Source organism: Herbaspirillum frisingense GSF30 (assembly GCF_000300975.2).
Classification (GTDB): Bacteria; Pseudomonadota; Gammaproteobacteria; order Burkholderiales; family Burkholderiaceae_D; genus Herbaspirillum; species Herbaspirillum frisingense.
The window spans coordinates 28,737-46,122 of sequence record NZ_AEEC02000035.1 but is presented as its reverse complement, the minus strand read 5'-3'; the positions used below and the strand labels follow the sequence as shown (position 1 = coordinate 46,122).

At 63.1% G+C, this 17,386-nt stretch carries 19 protein-coding genes and 1 tRNA gene; 6 read left to right on the top strand and 14 right to left on the bottom strand.

Going from position 1 to position 17,386, the window contains the following annotated elements:
• The first annotated feature begins 6 nt into the window (after positions 1-6).
• Together HFRIS_RS25000 and HFRIS_RS19795 are read left to right on the top strand one after the other, a co-directional pair.
• Positions 7-510 (top strand): SWIB/MDM2 domain-containing protein, encoded by a 504-nt coding sequence (locus tag HFRIS_RS25000; RefSeq protein WP_077235781.1) that lies wholly within the window; start codon positions 7-9, stop codon positions 508-510.
• 380 nt (positions 511-890) lie between these two features.
• A complete protein-coding gene (locus HFRIS_RS19795) occupies positions 891-1,298 on the top strand; it encodes a hypothetical protein (RefSeq protein WP_006713222.1) in 408 nt (135 codons plus the stop codon).
• 93 nt (positions 1,299-1,391) lie between these two features.
• On the opposite strand, the gene HFRIS_RS19790 is transcribed toward HFRIS_RS19795, so the two are convergent.
• On the bottom strand, positions 1,392-3,119 hold the full coding sequence (locus HFRIS_RS19790; RefSeq protein WP_006713221.1) for a proline--tRNA ligase: 1,728 nt from the start codon (positions 3,117-3,119) through the stop codon (positions 1,392-1,394).
• 227 nt (positions 3,120-3,346) lie between these two features.
• Between HFRIS_RS19790 and HFRIS_RS19785 the strand changes: the two genes are divergently transcribed.
• On the top strand, positions 3,347-3,937 hold the full coding sequence (locus tag HFRIS_RS19785; RefSeq protein ID WP_006713220.1) for an RNA pyrophosphohydrolase: 591 nt from the start codon (positions 3,347-3,349) through the stop codon (positions 3,935-3,937).
• A gap of 5 nt (positions 3,938-3,942) precedes the next feature.
• Positions 3,943-4,521, top strand: coding sequence for a CNP1-like family protein (locus HFRIS_RS19780; RefSeq protein ID WP_006713219.1), 579 nt, complete (start codon positions 3,943-3,945; stop codon positions 4,519-4,521).
• 112 nt (positions 4,522-4,633) lie between these two features.
• Here the strand turns inward: HFRIS_RS19780 and proB are convergent, their stop codons facing one another.
• The 4 genes from proB to rplU form a co-directional block, all read right to left on the bottom strand.
• Positions 4,634-5,752, bottom strand: a complete 1,119-nt coding sequence (gene proB / locus HFRIS_RS19775) for a glutamate 5-kinase (protein WP_006713218.1) — start codon at positions 5,750-5,752, stop codon at positions 4,634-4,636.
• A gap of 112 nt (positions 5,753-5,864) precedes the next feature.
• A complete protein-coding gene (cgtA, locus tag HFRIS_RS19770) occupies positions 5,865-6,974 on the bottom strand; it encodes an Obg family GTPase CgtA (RefSeq protein ID WP_006713217.1) in 1,110 nt (369 codons plus the stop codon).
• A gap of 220 nt (positions 6,975-7,194) precedes the next feature.
• A complete protein-coding gene (rpmA, locus tag HFRIS_RS19765) occupies positions 7,195-7,452 on the bottom strand; it encodes a 50S ribosomal protein L27 (protein ID WP_006713216.1) in 258 nt (85 codons plus the stop codon).
• 48 nt (positions 7,453-7,500) lie between these two features.
• Positions 7,501-7,812 (bottom strand): 50S ribosomal protein L21, encoded by a 312-nt coding sequence (gene rplU, locus HFRIS_RS19760; RefSeq protein ID WP_006713215.1) that lies wholly within the window; start codon positions 7,810-7,812, stop codon positions 7,501-7,503.
• 360 nt (positions 7,813-8,172) lie between these two features.
• Here rplU and ispB point away from each other — a divergent pair, with 360 nt between their 5' ends.
• A complete protein-coding gene (ispB, locus tag HFRIS_RS19755; RefSeq protein WP_310011971.1) occupies positions 8,173-9,123 on the top strand; it encodes an octaprenyl diphosphate synthase in 951 nt (316 codons plus the stop codon).
• Positions 9,124-9,140: 17 nt separating this feature from the next.
• Positions 9,141-9,217: transfer RNA gene (locus tag HFRIS_RS19750), tRNA-Pro, on the top strand.
• A gap of 118 nt (positions 9,218-9,335) precedes the next feature.
• On the opposite strand, the gene HFRIS_RS19745 is transcribed toward HFRIS_RS19750, so the two are convergent.
• The 9 genes from HFRIS_RS19745 to HFRIS_RS19705 form a co-directional block, all read right to left on the bottom strand.
• Positions 9,336-9,593 (bottom strand): hypothetical protein, encoded by a 258-nt coding sequence (locus HFRIS_RS19745; protein WP_006713211.1) that lies wholly within the window; start codon positions 9,591-9,593, stop codon positions 9,336-9,338.
• Between the two features lie 101 nt (positions 9,594-9,694).
• Entirely contained in the window at positions 9,695-9,958 is a 264-nt protein-coding gene (gene infA, locus HFRIS_RS19740; RefSeq protein ID WP_006713209.1) for a translation initiation factor IF-1, read from the bottom strand.
• A 532-nt stretch (positions 9,959-10,490) separates the two neighbouring features.
• Positions 10,491-11,543: an ABC transporter substrate-binding protein gene (locus HFRIS_RS19735; RefSeq protein ID WP_006713207.1), complete on the bottom strand. Its 1,053-nt coding sequence runs from the start codon at positions 11,541-11,543 to the stop codon at positions 10,491-10,493.
• Positions 11,540-12,748, bottom strand: coding sequence for an NAD(P)/FAD-dependent oxidoreductase (locus HFRIS_RS19730; protein ID WP_006713205.1), 1,209 nt, complete (start codon positions 12,746-12,748; stop codon positions 11,540-11,542). The genes HFRIS_RS19735 and HFRIS_RS19730 overlap by 4 nt, the downstream gene beginning before the upstream one ends.
• Positions 12,745-14,196, bottom strand: coding sequence for an FAD/NAD(P)-dependent oxidoreductase (locus tag HFRIS_RS19725; RefSeq protein ID WP_039876591.1), 1,452 nt, complete (start codon positions 14,194-14,196; stop codon positions 12,745-12,747). The genes HFRIS_RS19730 and HFRIS_RS19725 overlap by 4 nt, the downstream gene beginning before the upstream one ends.
• The gene (locus HFRIS_RS19720) at positions 14,193-14,507 is read right to left on the bottom strand and encodes a (2Fe-2S)-binding protein (protein WP_006713201.1); all 315 of its coding nucleotides are present in this window, start codon (positions 14,505-14,507) and stop codon (positions 14,193-14,195) included. Before HFRIS_RS19720 ends, HFRIS_RS19725 begins: the two co-directional genes overlap by 4 nt.
• Positions 14,504-15,298 carry an ABC transporter permease gene (locus HFRIS_RS19715; RefSeq protein ID WP_006713200.1) on the bottom strand — a complete coding sequence of 265 codons (795 nt, stop codon included), beginning with the start codon at positions 15,296-15,298 and terminating at the stop codon, positions 14,504-14,506. The genes HFRIS_RS19720 and HFRIS_RS19715 overlap by 4 nt, the downstream gene beginning before the upstream one ends.
• A 3-nt stretch (positions 15,299-15,301) precedes the next feature.
• Positions 15,302-16,219, bottom strand: coding sequence for an ABC transporter permease (locus HFRIS_RS19710; RefSeq protein WP_006713199.1), 918 nt, complete (start codon positions 16,217-16,219; stop codon positions 15,302-15,304).
• Positions 16,216-17,301 carry an ABC transporter ATP-binding protein gene (locus HFRIS_RS19705; protein WP_006713198.1) on the bottom strand — a complete coding sequence of 362 codons (1,086 nt, stop codon included), beginning with the start codon at positions 17,299-17,301 and terminating at the stop codon, positions 16,216-16,218. The genes HFRIS_RS19710 and HFRIS_RS19705 overlap by 4 nt, the downstream gene beginning before the upstream one ends.
• Positions 17,302-17,386 lie beyond the last annotated feature (85 nt).

Genomic DNA, 17,386 nt, shown 5'->3' with positions numbered 1-17,386 from the left:
TTTCAGATGGCCACAGCAAAAAAAGCAGCAGCCGCAGTAAAGAAGCCAGCAGCAAAACCCGCCGCCAAGCCGGCAGCAAAACCGGCAGCTAAGCCTGCCGCGAAAGCCGCAGCACCGAAGGCAGCGCCAAAGGCAGCGGCCAAGCCCGCAGCCAAGCCGGCGGCCAAGGCAGCTCCGAAAGCCGCACCCAAGGCAGCCCCCAAGAAAGCCGCAGCAAAACCGGCTGCCAAGCCCGCCGCCAAGAAGCCCGCTGCAAAACGTACTCCCAACGCCGCCTTCATGAAGCCGCTGACGCCGTCGGCAGCACTGGGCGAAGTGGTCGGCGCCAAGCCGCTGCCGCGCACCGAAGTGACCAAGAAGGTGTGGGAATACATCAAGAAGAACAAGCTGCAGAACGCCGAGAACAAGCGCAACATCGATGCTGATGACAAGCTCAAGGCGATCTTCGGTGGCAAGAAGCAAGTCACGATGTTCGAAATGACCAAGCTGATCTCGGCTCACCTGAGCTGATCGACGCCCGCGGTTTGCAAGCGACTTGCAAACAAAAACGCCCGCAGAAATCATGCGGGCGTTTTTGTTTCTGGATGTTTCAGAACGGCCCACTTCCACGCAGCGCGGTCGCAGGCAGGCTTGGCAGACAGCGATCCGCTTCGGACAATCTCAACGCTTCCGCTTTTCCGACGCCCGTTGGCGGGCTTTTCTGATGGCAGTCACCGTAGCGATCCCATAGGATGCATGTTCTGCACTGGTGCGCGTGGCAAGGAGCTCTTGCTGACCTCTTGCTCACTCTCACCTCCCATCCCGCAGAACTGAACAAGCAACGCCGGGTCTATCAATATGCCATCCACTGATGAGCTTGGAAGCTCATTACCAAGAGAAAGGAAATGACCATGCCAAACCACACCCACAGCCTGCGTCACCAGGTCCTGCGCTCGGCCAGCGCGCTCGTGATCGGCCTGGCCGCCCTGGGCGGCGCCTCGCATGTATTGGCTGCCGGCAAGGCAGGCAATACGGAGTACCAGCAACAGATCGCTGCCTGCAAGAACGGTAGCTCCACCGAAGACCGTGCGACCTGCCTGCGTGAAGCAGGCGCCGCGCAACAGGCGGCCGCGCGCGGCACGTTGACCGATCCGGGCGCGAGCCAGCTGAAGGAAAACGCGCTGCGCCGCTGCGAAGGCCTGCCGCAATCCGATCGCATCGATTGCGAAAAGCGCGTCAATGGCCAGGGGCGTACCGAAGGTAGCGTTGCCGACGGCGGGATCCTGCGCGAAACGGTGACCATCGTTCCGGCGAAGTAAGACGGCACAGCTGCTCCAGCTGCGACCAAAACAAAGGCGGACGCCGTGGCGTCCGCCTTTTTCATTACTGCGTCACCGCAGCACCAGGGTGGCTCAAGCTGCCAGCTTGCCCTGGATGAAGGCCAGCGCCTCAGCCAGCGGGACCTGGGTGGCTTCGCTGTCGCGACGGCCCTGGTATTCGATGTTGCCATCCTTGAGGCCACGATCACCGACGACGATACGATGTGGCACGCCGATCAGTTCCCAGTCGGCGAACATCGCGCCGGGGCGTTCGCCACGATCATCCAGCACCACATCCACGCCTGCCTCGGTCAATTGCGCATACAGCTTGTCGATCTCGGTCTTGACGGCTTCGCTGCGGTCATAACCCATCGGGCAGAGCACGACCTCGAACGGTGCAATCGAAGTCGGCCAGATGATGCCACGCTCGTCGAAATTCTGTTCGATGGCCGCGCCCAGGATGCGGGTCACGCCGATGCCGTAGCAACCCATCACCAGCGGTTGCGGCTTGCCGGCCTCATCCAGATAGGTCGCCTTCATCGCCTCGGAATAGGTCGTACCCAGCTGGAACACGTGGCCCACTTCGATGCCGCGCTGGATCGCCAGCACACCCTGGCCATCCGGCGAGGCGTCGCCTTCGACCACGTTGCGGATATCGGCCACCACCGGTTCGGGCAAGTCACGGCCCCAGTTGGCGCCGGTGTAGTGGAAATCAGCCTCGTTAGCGCCGCAGACGAAGTCGGCCATGTTGGCGACGGTACGGTCGGCCACAACCTTGACCGGCTTCTTGGTACCGATCGGGCCCAGATAGCCTGGGGGCGTGCCGAACCATTCGACGATCTCGGCTTCGTTGGCGAAACGATAGGTGGCCAGACCAGGGATCTTGCTGGCCTTCACTTCGTTGAGCTCGTGGTCGCCACGCAGCAGCAGCAGCCAGATTTCCTTCTTGGCAGGATCATCGTTGTCCACGGCCAGGACGATGGACTTGACGGTGCGCGCCAGCGGCAGGCCCAGCAACTCGGCCACCGCCTCGCACTTGGACTTGCCGGGCGTGGCGGTCTTTTCCAGCGCCTGGGTAGCGGCGCCACGGGCGCTGTCCACCGGCAGGGCTTCGGCCGCTTCCATGTTGGCGGCGTAATCCGAGGTGGGGCAATAGACCAGTGCATCTTCGCCGGTGGCGGCGATCACGTGGAACTCATGCGAACCGGAACCGCCGATGGCACCGTTGTCGGCCGCCACCGCGCGGAACTGCAGTCCGAAACGGGTGAAGATGCGCACGTAGGCGTCATACATGGCCTGGTAGGACTTCTTCAGACCGTCGATGTCGCGGTCGAAGGAATAGGCATCCTTCATCGTGAATTCGCGCCCGCGCATCAGGCCGAAGCGCGGGCGACGCTCGTCGCGGAACTTGGTCTGGATGTGATAGAAGTTCACCGGCAGCTGCTTGTAGCTGCGCAGTTCGGAGCGCGCCACGTCGGTGACCACTTCCTCGGAGGTCGGCTGGATGGCGAAATCGCGACCATGGCGATCCTTCACGCGCATGAGCTCGGCGCCCATCTTGTTCCAGCGCCCGGTCTCCTGCCACAGCTCGGCCGGCTGCACCACCGGCATCAACAGCTCGACGGCGCCGGCACGGTTCATTTCCTCGCGCACGATGGCTTCGACCTTGCGGATCACGCGCAACCCCATCGGCATGTAGGTATAGATGCCGGCACCCAGACGCTTGATCATCCCGGCCCGCATCATCAGCTTGTGGCTGACGATTTCAGCGTCGGAAGGGGCTTCTTTCAGGGTGGAAATAAAAAAACGTGAGGCGCGCATGACGGTCGGTTCTTTTTAAAAAGAGGAGGGTTATAATCGTTCTAATTTTAAAGGATTAGCTGGCTGATGCGCCCTTTCTTTGCAGATTTGCTCCTAGTTTCAATGACATCCGTGCATCGATGTGATTGCTCCTGACCCGCCTGGCGCACCGATTTCCATCGGCGCGCCCGCAGTCGCATGAGCCTGCCCGAAAGGCACTTCCAGCCGCAGAAAGTTTGAGGATCACCATGCTGGATCGAGAAGGCTTCCGCCCGAACGTCGGCATCATCCTGCTCAACGCCAATAACGAGGTGTGGTGGGGCAAGCGCGTACGCGAGCACTCCTGGCAATTCCCGCAAGGCGGCATCAAGCACGGCGAGACCCCCGAACAGGCGATGTTTAGGGAACTGGAAGAGGAAATCGGCCTGCGGGCCGAGCACGTCAAGATCATCGGTCGCACCCGTGACTGGCTGCGCTACGAAGTCCCCGACCATTTCATCAAGCGCGAAGTGCGCGGCCATTATCGCGGCCAGAAGCAGATCTGGTTCCTGCTGCGTATGGTCGGGCGCGATTGCGACGTCAACCTGCGCGGCACCTCGCATCCCGAGTTCGATGCCTGGCGCTGGCATGACTACTGGGTGCCGCTGGACGTGGTCATCGAGTTCAAGCGCGAGGTCTATCAGCAGGCGCTGCAGGAATTGTCGCGCTTCCTGAATCGCGCCGGCCATGCCGTGCGACGCGGCGAGCCACCCGGCCGTCCCCTGCCTCCCCACAAGAAAACCGGCCCGGCCACGCAGGCCCAGCCCCTCAACGGCGCCTCCACGCCCGAATCCAAGTGAGCCCCATGCCCTCTTCCCTGCAGAACGCACCACAACGTCCTCCGATCACCCTGCGTGGCCTGCGCCAGGCGGTACTGGCCTGCTCGCTGCTGGCCGTTTGCGCCGGTGCCCTGGCACAGAGCTTCGACGAGGAATTCGACGACGAGGAAAAGCCCTGGCAGGAGATCGCCGTACAGCTGCCGCCCACACCGCAACAGCAGAACCTGGCCGAGTTCTACCTCAGCCCGAACGCCACCATGAAGGCGTACGTGGACCTCAACTCGGTCTCCATCGGCACTGACAAGGTGGTGCGCTACACGGTACTGACCAAGACCGAGGGCGGTGCCGTGAACGTGATGTACGAAGGCATGCGCTGCGAAACCTGGGAGAAGAAGACCTATGCCTTCGGCCACCCTGACGGCAAATGGTCGCGCTCGCGTCGCGACAAATGGCAGCCGATCCGTGATATCGGCGCCAATCGTATCGATGGCGCCCTGTTCCGGGATTATTTCTGCGACGGCAAGATGATCGCCGACAACGAAAACCTGAAGAGCATCGTCAATCGGCTCAAGACCCAGACCCGTATTGACCCGGTGCGTCGTTGATCGCGACGGCACAAGCAGCAGCAACAAAGAAAAAACGCGGCCAGGCCGCGTTTTTTCATATCTTTTACAGGATTTATATCGTTTATATCCTGCCCACCGAGTGACCCGCCACTCAGAGCAGGACCAGGTTATCCCGATGCACCAGTTCAGGCTCTTCCACGAAGCCCAGGATGGCCTGGATTTCGGAAGACGGATGACGAATGATGCGACGCGCGTCCGAGCTGTTGTAGTTGCTCATGCCACGCGCAATGGCGCGTCCGGCTTCATCAACGCAGGTGATGACATCACCGCGGCCGAATTCCCCGGCCACTTCCACCACGCCGATGGGCAGCAGCGACTTGCCTTCCAGGCTCAGCTTCTGCACCGCGCCGGCATCCAATACCACGCGCCCGGCGGTCTTGAGGTGATCGGCCATCCACTGCTTGCGCGCCGTCAGTTGTGCAGTCTCGGCGTTGAGCTGGGTACCGATGGCTTCACCGGCTGCCAGACGGGTCAGGACCTGGTCTTCACGGCCCCAGGCGATGACCGTATGCGCGCCGGAGGTGGCCGCGCGCTTGGCCGCCAGGATCTTGGTCAGCATGCCGCCGCGACCGATGCCGGTCCCGGTGCCGCCGGCGATCAGCTCCAGCGACGGGTCGCCAGCACGTGCCTCGGCAATAAGGGTGGCCTTGGAATCCTTGCGGGGATCGGCGGTAAAGAGACCGGGCTGGTCGGTGAGGATGACCAGCGCATCGGCTTCGATCAGGTTGGCGACCAGGGCACCCAGGGTATCGTTGTCACCGAACTTGATTTCATCGGTGACCACCGTGTCGTTTTCATTGATGACCGGCACCACGCCCAGTTGCAGCAAGGCAAACAGGGTGGAACGGGCATTGAGATAGCGCTCGCGATCCGCCAGGTCAGCATGGGTCAGCAACACCTGTGCGGTGTGCAGGTCGTGCTTGCGGAAGCTGGTTTCGTAGATTTGCGCCAGACCCATCTGGCCCACTGCAGCGCAGGCCTGCAGATGATGGATGCCGGTGGGACGCTTGTCGAAGCCCAGGCGCTGCATGCCCTCGGCGACCGCGCCGGAACTGACCAGCACCACTTCCTTGCCGAGTGCGCGCAATTGCGCGATCTGCTCGGCCCAGCGGGCGATGGCGTTGGCGTCCAGGCCCTTGCCGTCATTGGTAACCAGCGAGGAACCGACCTTGATGATGAGCCGCTTGGCGCTTTGAATGACCGATTGCATAGTGTTCCGGATTCTGATTCTTCTGGGGGGAGTCGGAAATTCCGACAGGCAGAGATGATAGCCCGAACCGCCCCCGCTGCGCAGCCCCGCTAGAGGCCACGCAGCGACGGAATCAGTCCAGGACCTTGAAGCGTGGATCGTCCGGATCGATGCTGGAGATGGCGCGTGCTTCCTCGGTCATCTGCGTCTCTTCGGAGCGATGCTCCTCGGCGCGCTTGGTTTCGAGGTAGCTGTAGATCTCGTTGATCAGGTCTTCGCAACCGTCACGGTTCAGGGCAGAGATCTCGAACACGGGGCCCTTCCAGCCGAAGCGCTTGACGAAATCCTTCACGCGCTTGGCGCGCTCGGCCTCGGGCACCACGTCCAGCTTGTTCAGGACCAGCCAGCGCGGCTTGTCGAACAGGGACTGGTCGTACTTCTTCAGTTCCTTGACGATGGCCTTGGCTTCCTTGACCGGATCGACTTCCTCGTTGAAGGGCGCCAGATCGACGATGTGCAGCAGCAGACCGGTGCGCTGCAGGTGGCGCAGGAACTGCACCCCCAGGCCAGCACCGTCAGCCGCACCCTCGATCAGGCCGGGGATGTCGGCGATGACGAAGCTCTTTTCGTGGCTCACGCGCACCACACCCAGGTTGGGATGCAGCGTCGTGAAAGGATAGTCGGCGATCTTCGGACGGGCGTTGGAGACGGCCGTGATGAAGGTCGACTTGCCTGCATTGGGCATGCCCAGCAGACCGACGTCGGCCAGCACCTTCAGCTCCAGGCGCAGTTCGCGGCGTTCGCCTTCCTTGCCCTCGGTCTTTTGACGCGGAGCGCGGTTGGTGGAAGTCTTGAAGTGGATGTTGCCCCAGCCGCCCTCGCCACCCTTGGCCAGCATCACGGTCTGGCCGTGGAAGGTCAGGTCGGCGATGTGCTCGCCGGTGTTGATGTCCACGATCAGGGTGCCTACTGGCATGCGCAGATAGACGTCGTCGGCGCCCTTGCCGTAGCAATCGGAACCGCGACCATTTTCGCCACGACCAGCGCGATGCAGCTTGGCGTAGCGGTAGTCGATCAGGGTATTGACGTTGCGATCAGCCACGGCCCAGATGGTGCCGCCCTTGCCGCCGTCGCCGCCGTCGGGACCGCCGAAGGGGCGGAATTTCTCGCGGCAGAAGCTGGCGACACCGTTGCCGCCATCCCCCGCCACGACTTCAATGCGTGCTTCGTCGATGAATTTCATGATATTGACGCCTCGTGGGAGCCGCTAACAAAACGTCGATGCGTCGATGCACCCTTGCCACAGCAACGGGTGGATCTTCAGCCTGACCAACCCCGGCATCCCCGAGAGGAGACAAGGCTCGGCGCTTTGTTGACGGCTCTTCAAAAAACCAAAAAGGCTCCACCATCGGCAGAGCCTTTTTTATGCCTGGTTTCCGGGCGAACCCGGATGACAGGAACGCTTACGCCGTAACGACGGTTGCGTATTGACGCTGTTGCAGGCCCTTGACAACGAACTTGACCTTGCCGTCCTTCAGGGCGAACAGGGTGTGGTCCTTGCCGACGCCGACGTTTTCGCCAGCGTGGACGCGGGTGCCGCGTTGACGGACGATGATGCCGCCAGCGTTGATCACTTGGCCGCCATAAACCTTGACGCCCAGGCGTTTCGATTCTGAGTCACGGCCGTTGCGCGTAGTGCCGCCGCCTTTTTTGTGTGCCATTTAAAACTCCTTGATGACTTTGGATGAGCAGTTCGACCAGTTCAACGCTTAGGCGTTGATCGAGACGATTTGCAGTTCGGTGTAGTTCTGACGATGGCCTTGACGCTTTTGGTAGTGCTTGCGACGACGCATCTTGAAGATGCGGACCTTGTCATGGCGACCTTGTGCTACCACAGTAGCCAGCACCGTAGCACCTGCGACCAGCGGCGCACCGAACTTCACGGTTTCGCCTGCGCCCACTGCGAGCACTTGATCCAAAGTGATTTCGGAGCCAATGTCAGCCGGTATCTGTTCTACTTTGAGTTTTTCGCCAGCAGCAACTTTGTATTGTTTGCCGCCGGTTTTTATGACCGCGTACATGTGAAACCTCACGAATGAATGAATAAGAACGATTTTCCCCTGACGCGCCCGGGACACAAAACCCCTTGGCGAAACAGGAAAACCCCAAATTATACATGCACTTAGCTGCAGGGTCAAAAGGCTTGACACTTTGGCGGGCTGATGAACAACAGAGTTTCCGCCAGGACAATGACCACCACCCGTCCCCAGAGAGAGGACCACAAGCCCCGGTGTTTCCCTGCCGACAATGCTCATCTGCCGCGCGGGCGAGCATGGTCTTTGGCGTGCGCCCGCCTTGTCGTCGTATAATCCCGGGAATAACCATTTTCCACAGGTTCCGCCTTGTCTGCCGCCGTACAAAACGCTTCGCAACAAACCATCATGCAACCGATCCTCTCCGACATGGAGGCGGTCAACGCAGTCATCCGTCGGCAGCTGTATTCGGAGGTGCCGCTGGTCAACCAGGTCGCCGAATACATCATCAGCGCCGGCGGCAAGCGCCTGCGCCCGGTGCTGGTGGTGCTCATCGCCAATGCCTTCGGCTACAAGGGCGAGCATCACCACACGCTGGCCGCGGTGATCGAGTTCATCCACACCGCGACCCTGCTGCATGACGACGTCGTCGACGAATCCTCGTTGCGCCGTGGCAAGCAGACCGCCAACGCCATGTTCGGCAATGCCGCCTCGGTGCTGGTGGGTGACTTCCTCTACTCGCGCGCCTTCCAGATGATGGTGACGGTGGGCAATCCGCGCGTGATGGAAATCGTGGCCGACGCCACCAACGTCATCGCCGAGGGCGAAGTCCTGCAGTTGCTCAACATGCACAATCCCGACGTGGACGAAAACGGCTACCTGCAGGTGATCCGCTCCAAGACCGCCAAGCTGTTCGAGGCCGCCAGCCAGATCGGCGCCCTGATCGCAGGTGCCGACGAAGCCGGCATTGAAGCCGCGGGCGAATATGGCCGCTCCATCGGCACCGCCTTCCAGCTGATCGACGACGTGCTGGATTATTCGGGCAACAGCGCCGAGATCGGCAAGAACGTCGGCGACGACCTGCGCGAAGGCAAGCCCACCCTGCCGCTGATCTGGCTCATGCAGCACGGCACGCCGCAGCAGCGCGACCTGGTCCGTACCTGCATCGAGAACGGTGACGAACAGCATTTCGACGAAGTGCTCTCGGCCATCACCCATTCGGGCGCACTGGCCTACACGCGTGAACAGGCGGAGATCGCCGCCCGCCGCGCATCAGACGCGATTATTTCACTTCCCGATAGCCAATTCAAAAAATCCCTGTTAGAATTATCGGCTTTCGCAGTAGATCGAAATCACTGACATTAGATCTCACTCGACGGGGTGTAGCTTAGCCTGGTAGAGCGCTACGTTCGGGACGTAGAGGCCGGAGGTTCGAATCCTCTCACCCCGACCAGGAATTCCCATGCAAAAACAGCGAGTCAAACGACTCGCTGTTTTTGTTTGTGCGCTCGGCAGATCGCAGTATCGCTACCCACCTCCACGCATCACACCTCTACCTCCACAATACTTCATCACGACGGCATCGGGCGATCCAGTGCGGGGTCAAGATTGTCGATGACTGCCCTGGCCCAGGCCATGCCGCGCACTATGGCGAGCGCAGCGCTGTCGGAACGTCCAGGGAGATGACGACGGGGAAACAAGGCAGGCGCCAGGCCACTGATGTCGACAATGTGCACCGTACTCACTTCCCACTGGCCATGCCGTCCACTGCATCTCAGCGACACGCGGAAACCCTTGTACTGCTCCAGATGATCGACCGGAAGATGCATATTCTTTTTCTTTCGCAAAACCGATCCATGAGCGCGTGCTCGCCAGTCACGCCGGATGGCGTGGTGGCATATCCAGGCGACGCGAAGCGTCGCGCCAGCGATCAGCGGCGACGGAAGCCCGGACGGGGGCCGGAGGGGCCGCGCTGCTCCAGGTGACGGAAGATGATGCGGCCCTTGTTCAGGTCGTAGGGCGACAGTTCCAGGGTGACCTTGTCACCGGCCAGAATCTTGATGAAGTTCTTTTTCATGCGACCAGCCGTATAGGCGATCAGCGAGTGGCCGTTGTCCAGCGCGACACGGAAGCGCGAGTCAGGGAGGACTTCGGAAACTTGTCCTTGCATTTCAATCAGTTCTTCTTTTGCCATTTTCTCTTTCTTGTGCATGAGCGCGCGACCTCCAGCGAGGAAGGGCTCGGGGATTTGCAATCTCTGGCTTTGACGACTGGCCACGCAAACAGGCGGCCGGGAGCGTTAAGGTCGGAGGACAGGCGAACGCGCTTGCGGTGAGACCGATAGCGTTGGTTCTTTACTCGGGGAAGCGGATGAAGATGCGGATCACGCGGATTGCAGGGATCGGACTGCGGCAAGGCGCGTGGAGATCAGGATTTCCGCTCTTTTCTTGAGCGATCCCCTCATTATACGCGAATTTTGCCTTGAAGGCCAATCAGTCCCCGGCGCTGCGCTCATCTGCGCCACAGCAGAATCGGCGCCGATTGATTCATCCGGCAGATAAGCCACCATGAGGCTGCCGTCAGCTCACCCTGCCGACCAGAAAAAAACGCCACCGCGAAGGGTGGCGCCAAAGACTGCCAGAGGTTCTGTCATTGGCTGCAATCGGCCAGATGATCCGGCTGCGCCATAGGAGCAGATCACCCGCCGACCTCGCCTGCACGGCGAATCATCGTTCGATGGTGCGGCTCCAGCGGGTATTCCAGACGGCACGGTTCTTGTTGATCTCATCCCAGTCCACCGCCCGCGCCGCCTTCACGAAGCCATTCATGCGGGCCTGTTCGGTCGCTGCCGGGCCGCTGACCTGGACCTTGGTATTGGTCGGGTTGTAGTTGCCGTTTTCCAGCGCCAGGGCTTGCGCCTGCGGCGAGAGCAGGTAGGCCGCCAGTTCCTGGGCCAGTTGCGGCTCGGTGTTGTTGGCGATCACGCACTGCGCCACCATCAGCACGATGGCGCCTTCCTTGGGCTGCACATATTCCACCGGCACGCCCTTGCTCTTGAGGATGGTGGATTGGGTCGGGGTGTAAGGGAACAAGGCGGCTTCCCCGGTCTGCGCCATCTCGGAGATCTTGGCCGAGTTGGAGATGTACTCCAGCACATTGGGGCCGATGGTCGATGGCCATGCCTTGAAGCCCGGATCGACGTTGGCATCGGTGCCGCCCTTGAGCTGGTTGAAGGCAAGGAAGGCATGCAGGCCGAAGGTCGAGGAAGGCAGCGACTGGAACACCACCCGCCCTTTCAGTTTGGGATCGGCCAGGTCCAGCCAGGAGGTCGGCGGCGCCCAGCCCTTCTCTGCATAGACCTTGGTGTTGTAGGCCAGGCCGGTGACGCTGATGGTCACGCCGGTGGCCATGTCGTCCTTGATGTGCGCCACCGGCAGCAGGTTGGCCAGGTTGGCATTGGGCTTCTGTTTCTCGCACAGGCCCATGCCGACGGCCCGGTACATCACACCATCATCGAGAAACATCAGGTGCATCTGCGGCTTGTCCTTGGCGGCCTGGGCCTTGGCCAGGATATCGGCGGAACCGCCCGGCACCACGGCGATCTTGACGTTGTACTTCTGCTCAAAGGGGCCAAAGACCGCTTGCGTGAAGGTCTTTTCCATGTTGCCGCCGTTCATGCCGATGTAGAGCGTGCGGGTCTGTGCCTGAGCGCCGCCACAGGCCAGCAAGGTCATGCCAAGGGCGGCGGCCAGCGCGCCGGGACGGGAAAGCGACATCATGAGATCTTCCTTTCAGGGTGGGAGGACAGCAGGTCGGAGGTATCTGTGCCATCGGTGCCGACCACGGAGATAGTGGAGACGGCAGGCCTCGGCGTAAAACGGGCAATCGAGAATGCATCCAGGTCGATATTGCTGCGGCCATGCAGCACCAGCTCGGCCAGCGCTTCGCCGGCAGCCGGGCCGATCTGGAAACCGGCGCCGCAGAAGCCGAAGCCATGCAGCAGGCCCGGCTGCGTGCTGCTGGGGCCGATCACCGGGTGGTGGTCCGGCAGGTAGCCTTCCACCCCGCTCCAGGTGCGGATGATGTGGACGTGCCGCAGCGCCGGCAGCAAGGCCGCCGCCTGCGGCAGCAGGCCGAGGATGGAGTCGTGCGAGGCGCGGGCGCGCTGTTCATCCAGCACGTAGCCGCGACCACCGCCCAGCACCACGTTGCCACGGGCCACCTGGCGGCAGTAGATCGATCCCCCTTCCACGCCCAGGCTCCAGGGCAGGAAATGCGGGATGGGCTCGGTCACCACCATGCTGGGATGACCGCTGGTCAGGGGCACGGCCTCACCGAAGGCTTGCGCCACCCGGTTGGCCCAGGCGCCGGCGCAGTTGATCAAGACCTCGGCGCGCAACTGCAAAGGCGCTTCGCCGTGCCGTGCTTCGGCCACGAAACTCTGGCCGTCATGGCCCACCTGCAATACTTCGCAGCCCTCGATGATGCGCGCCCCGGCCGCCTGCGCAGCGCGGGCGAAGGCCGGCGATACCAGACGCGGATTGGCCTGGCCGTCTTCCGGACACAAGGAGCCGCCGACCGCCGCGCCGCCCAGCCAGGGGCATTGCTCACGCAGGCGCTCGCCGCTGATCAGCTCGATGCCCAGCCCATAAGGCCGGCTCAGTTCGGCGTAGGCTTCCAGGGCCTGCATGTCGGCTGCGCTACGGGCCAGCTTGAAGTGGCCACTGCGTTTATATTCGCCGGTCGTGCCGATGAGCGACTCCAGCTCGCCCCAGATCTGGTGCGCACGCTGCGACAGCGGCAACTGCACCTCGGGACGACCCTGGCGACGCACGCCGCCATAGTTCACGCCACTGGAACGCGAACCACAGAGATCGCGCTCCAGCACCGTCACGCGACGGCCGGCCTTGGCCAGCACCAGCGCAGCCGATGCGCCGACGATGCCGCCGCCGATGATGAGCACTTCAGTGGAAACGGTATTCACGATGCATCCTCCCCGGCATGCAGGGCAATGACCTGCGCCGACGGCAACGCAGCCGCCGGCACATGCATGCCCATGGGAATGGGCTTGATCGGCGCCTGACCGCGCAGGCGACCGACCTCGGCCACCGGTATCGCAGCCGCATGGGCCAGGATCTCCGCTGCTGCGGCACCGCACATGCGCCCCTGACAGCGCCCCATGCCCACGCGGGTCAGGGCCTTCAGGCGATTCATTTCAGCTGCGCCTTTTTCGCGCACGGCTGCGCGCAATTCTCCGGCGCGGATGTTTTCGCAGCGGCAGATCACCAGATCATCGGGGGCGTTGGCTGCCCAGTGCTCCGGGAAGGGAAAGGCCCGCTCCAGCCCCACGCGGAAGGCGCCGATCTGCGCGAGCGTGGCCTCGATCTGCGCCACCCGGGCGCCATCGACGGTAATGCCGCGATCCTGCAACAGCGCCAGCGCGGCACGCTCACCGGCCAGTTCGGCAGCGTCCGCACCCATGATGCCGGCGCCGTCTCCGGCCAGATATACGCCCGGCACGCTGCTGCGGGTAGCGCGATCGCGCACCGGCAGATGCGCCCGCTGCAGCGGGTCGAACCGGAAGCGGCAACCCAGCAGGTCGGCCAGTTGCGTTTCGGAGCGCAGGGCATAACCGAAGCCGACGGCATCACAATCGATGCGCCGCTCGGCACCTGCCCTGACGCCCGCGCGGGCAGGCTGGTGACGACGCCAGACCACGCTCTGCACGCGCGACTCGCCCTCCACCCGCAGCACCTCGGCATGGGTGTGGACGGGCACGCCATGCAGCCTCAGCCAGGCCAGATAGTAGATGCCCTTGGCCAGCAAGGCCGGCTGGCCCAGCATGGCTGGCAGGGCCGCGATGCGGTCGACCAGGCTGCTGCTGTCGAGCACGGCGGCCACATGGGCACCGGCCTTGGCGTATTGATAGGCCACCAGATACAGCAGCGGGCCATTGCCGGCCAACACCACCGAGCGGCCGATGGCGCATCCCTGGAACTTGAGCGCAACCTGCGCGCCACCCAGCGTATAGACGCCCGGCGTGGTCCAGCCCGGAAAAGGCAGGACCCGGTCGGTGGCGCCGGTGGCGACGATGATGTCTTCCCAGGCCAGGGTGGCCGCGGACTGGGCCTGGCCATCCATCAGGTCGAGCAGGCCGGGCTGGGCATTCCACACCAGGGTCTGCGGACGATAATCGATGGCCTCGCGCAAGGCATGGAAGGCGGCATGCACCGACTGCGCGCGCCCGGCCTCGAAACCATAGAGCGTCTTGCGGCTGCGCCGGAACCCGCCGGGCGGCTGACGATAGATCTGGCCGCCCGCCTGGGCCGCCTCGTCGATCAGCACCGGCCGCAGGCCATGGGCCAGCAGTGTCTGCGCCGCACGCACGCCGGCCGGTCCGGCGCCGACGATCACGGGAGGAAGTCGACTCATATGCCCTCCCCCTGGCCGCTGCGCAATTGCATGCCGGCGCGGATGAAGGTGGAGCAGGCACGCAGGCGTTCACCGCTGTCGGTGGCGATCCAGCAATCCTGGCAGGCGCCCATCATGCAGAAGCCGGCGCGAGGCTGGCCGCTGAATTCATTGCGGCGCAGGCTGCCGGCGCAGGTCAGCACGGCGGTCAGCACGGTATCGCCTTCCAGCGCGGTGACGGCGCGACCATCGAGGGTGAAGCTGACGGTGGCGCGATCCTGCTCGGCCAGCCGCACCAGCTGCGCATCCTGGGGAGAAGCGAAATCGCTCATGTGCGCCCCACCAGTACGCGGTCCAGGCCGTAGACCCGATCCAGAATGATCATCGCCACCGCCGTGATGGCCACCATCAGGGCCGACACCGCCGCCATCATCGGATCGATGGATTCGGTGGCGTACATGTACATGCGCACTGGCAGCGTCACCGTCGAGGGCGAAGTCACGAAGATGGACATGGTGACTTCATCGAAGCTGTTGATGAAGGCCAGCAGCCAGCCACCGGTGATGCCCGGCAGGATCATCGGCAGCGTGATGCGCAGGAACACCGTGGAGCGACTTGCCCCCAGCGACAGCGCGGCCTGTTCGGCACTGCGGTCGAAACCGATCAGCGCGGCCATGATCAGGCGCATGGTGTAGGGCGTCACCACCAGCGAGTGCGCCAGCACCAGCCAGCCGAAACTGCCGGCACCGCCCACCACCGAGAACAGGCGCAGCAAGGCCACGCCCAGCACCAGGTGGGGAATGATCAGCGGCGACAGGAACAGGCCCTGCAAGGCACCCGACCAGCGATGCGGATAGCGCACCAGCGCCATGGCTGCCGGAATGGCCAGCACGGTGGAGATGGTGGCCGCCGCCAGCGCCAGCCACAGGCTGTTCCAGAAGGAGCTGACGAAATCGGGGAATTCGAATACCGCCTTGAACCAGCGCAGCGAGAATTCCGGCCCGTTCATGGTGAGGGTGTTTTCCGGGGTGAAGGCGATCACGCACACCACCAGGATCGGCGCCAGCGTGAAGAGGATCACCAGCGCATTGAACAGCAATGCAATCGGTCCGTTCTTGTTCATGGTTCAGCCCAGCGCTTTCTTGTAGCGACGTTCGATCATGCGGTTCCAGCCCAGCATGATGACCAGGTTGGCCACCAGCAGCAGCAGCGCGATGGCCGCGCCCAGGGGCCAGTTCAGTTCGTGCAGGTATTCGTCGTAGATGATGGTGGCCATCATCTTCAGACGACGTCCGCCCAAGAGACCTGGAATGGCAAAGGAGCTGGCCGACAGGCCAAAGACGATCAGGCTGCCCGAGAGGATGCCCGGCATGATCTGCGGCAGCACGATACGGCGCAGCACCGTCATGGGCGAGGCGCCCAGCGACAGCGCGGCATTGGCCACACCACTATCGAGCTTTTGCAGCGAGGTCCATACCGGAATCACCATGAAGGGCAGCATCACGTGCACCAGGGCGATGACGATGGCCGTCTCGGTATAGAGCAGCTTGACGCGACTGAAACCCAGCGCCATCAGCAAGCTGTTGATCAAACCTTCCGGTCCCAGCAGCATGCTCCAGCCGAAGGCCCGCACCACCACCGAAATCATCAGCGGCGCCAGCACCACCAGCAGCATGACAGAGCGCCAGGGCTTGCGCATGCGATTGAGGATGTAGGCTTCCGGCGCGCCCAGCACGATGCAGATCAGCGTGACCAGGCCCGATATCCACAGCGTGCGCCAGAAGATGGCGTAGTAGTAGGGATCGGTGAGCACCGCCTGGTAATGCTCCAGCGTGAACGTCCCGGCCTTGGGACCGGTCTCGGCGTCATAGGCATTGAAGGACAGCACGAAGGTCAGCAGCAGCGGGACCAGCAGCATCACCGTGCACAGCAGGATGGCCGGGGCCGACATCAGCCAGGGCAGGCTGCGCTGGCCGGGGGCCTTGCCGCCTTGCGGTGCCGTCACGACGGGTGCCACCGCCGGCGAGGTACCGGCCGCACTCATGCCGGCACCCGTTCGTCGCTACGGGCGGTGGAGACCAGGCGCAGGTTGAAGTCGCTCCAGACCAGGCCCAGCGTCGCGCCCTGCTCCAGCGCCTCGGCGCCATCGTTGGGGGCCAGCACGGACAACAGTCCCAGCGGCGTCTGCACCTCGTACATCCACTGGCTGCCCAGGAAGAAGCGACGCACCACCTCGCCATTGCAGCGGCCCTGGCCGGGCTCGGTACAGCGGATCTTTTCCGGACGCAGGCCCAGCACCACGCGACCACCGCCACGCAGGCCACTGTCGTTGCTCTCCAGGCTGAGCATCATGCCGCCCACGGCGATATCGGCGCGCTCGCCGGCGGCGCCCACCACCTGGCCTTCCAGCAGGTTGGCCTTGCCCACGAAGGTGGAGATGAAGCGATTGGCCGGATGTTCATACACATTGATCGGACGGCCCACCTGGGTGATATGCCCGGCCTCCATCACCACCACGCGATCGCTGATGGACATGGCCTCGCTCTGGTCGTGGGTCACCATGATGGTGGTGGTACCGACCTTGCGCTGGATGTCGCGCAGTTCGAATTGCATTTCCTCGCGCAGCTTGGCGTCCAGGTTGGACAGGGGTTCGTCCAGCAGCAGCACGGGCGGTGCGATCACCAGCGCGCGCGCCAGGGCCACGCGCTGACGCTGGCCGCCGGACAGTTCACGCGGATAACGGGCGCCATGCTTTTCCAGGTGCACCAGGGCCAGCGCCTGCGCCACGCGGTCGCGCTTCTCGGCGGGCGCGCACTTGCGCATCTCCAGGCCGAAGGCCACGTTCTGCTCCACCGTCATGTGCGGGAACAGCGCATAGGTCTGGAACACGATGCCCAGGCCACGAGTATTGGGCTTGGCATGGGTGATGTCGCGGCCATCAAGTTCGATGCGGCCGCCGCTGACGTTCTCGAAGCCCGCAATCATCTGCAGGGTGGTGGTCTTGCCGCAACCGGAGGGTCCCAGCAGGGAAATGAATTCCCCCTTCTCCACCGTCAGGTTGAAGCCCGATACCGCCTGGGTATCGCCGTAGAACTTACTGACATTGGTCAGCGTGAGAAATGACATTGCAAGCTCCCTGTCGCAAAGTTCGGGCGCTGCGCGGCTGGCGGGCTTGTCGGCCGGCGGGCACTCCGATGCATTCATCTGTAAA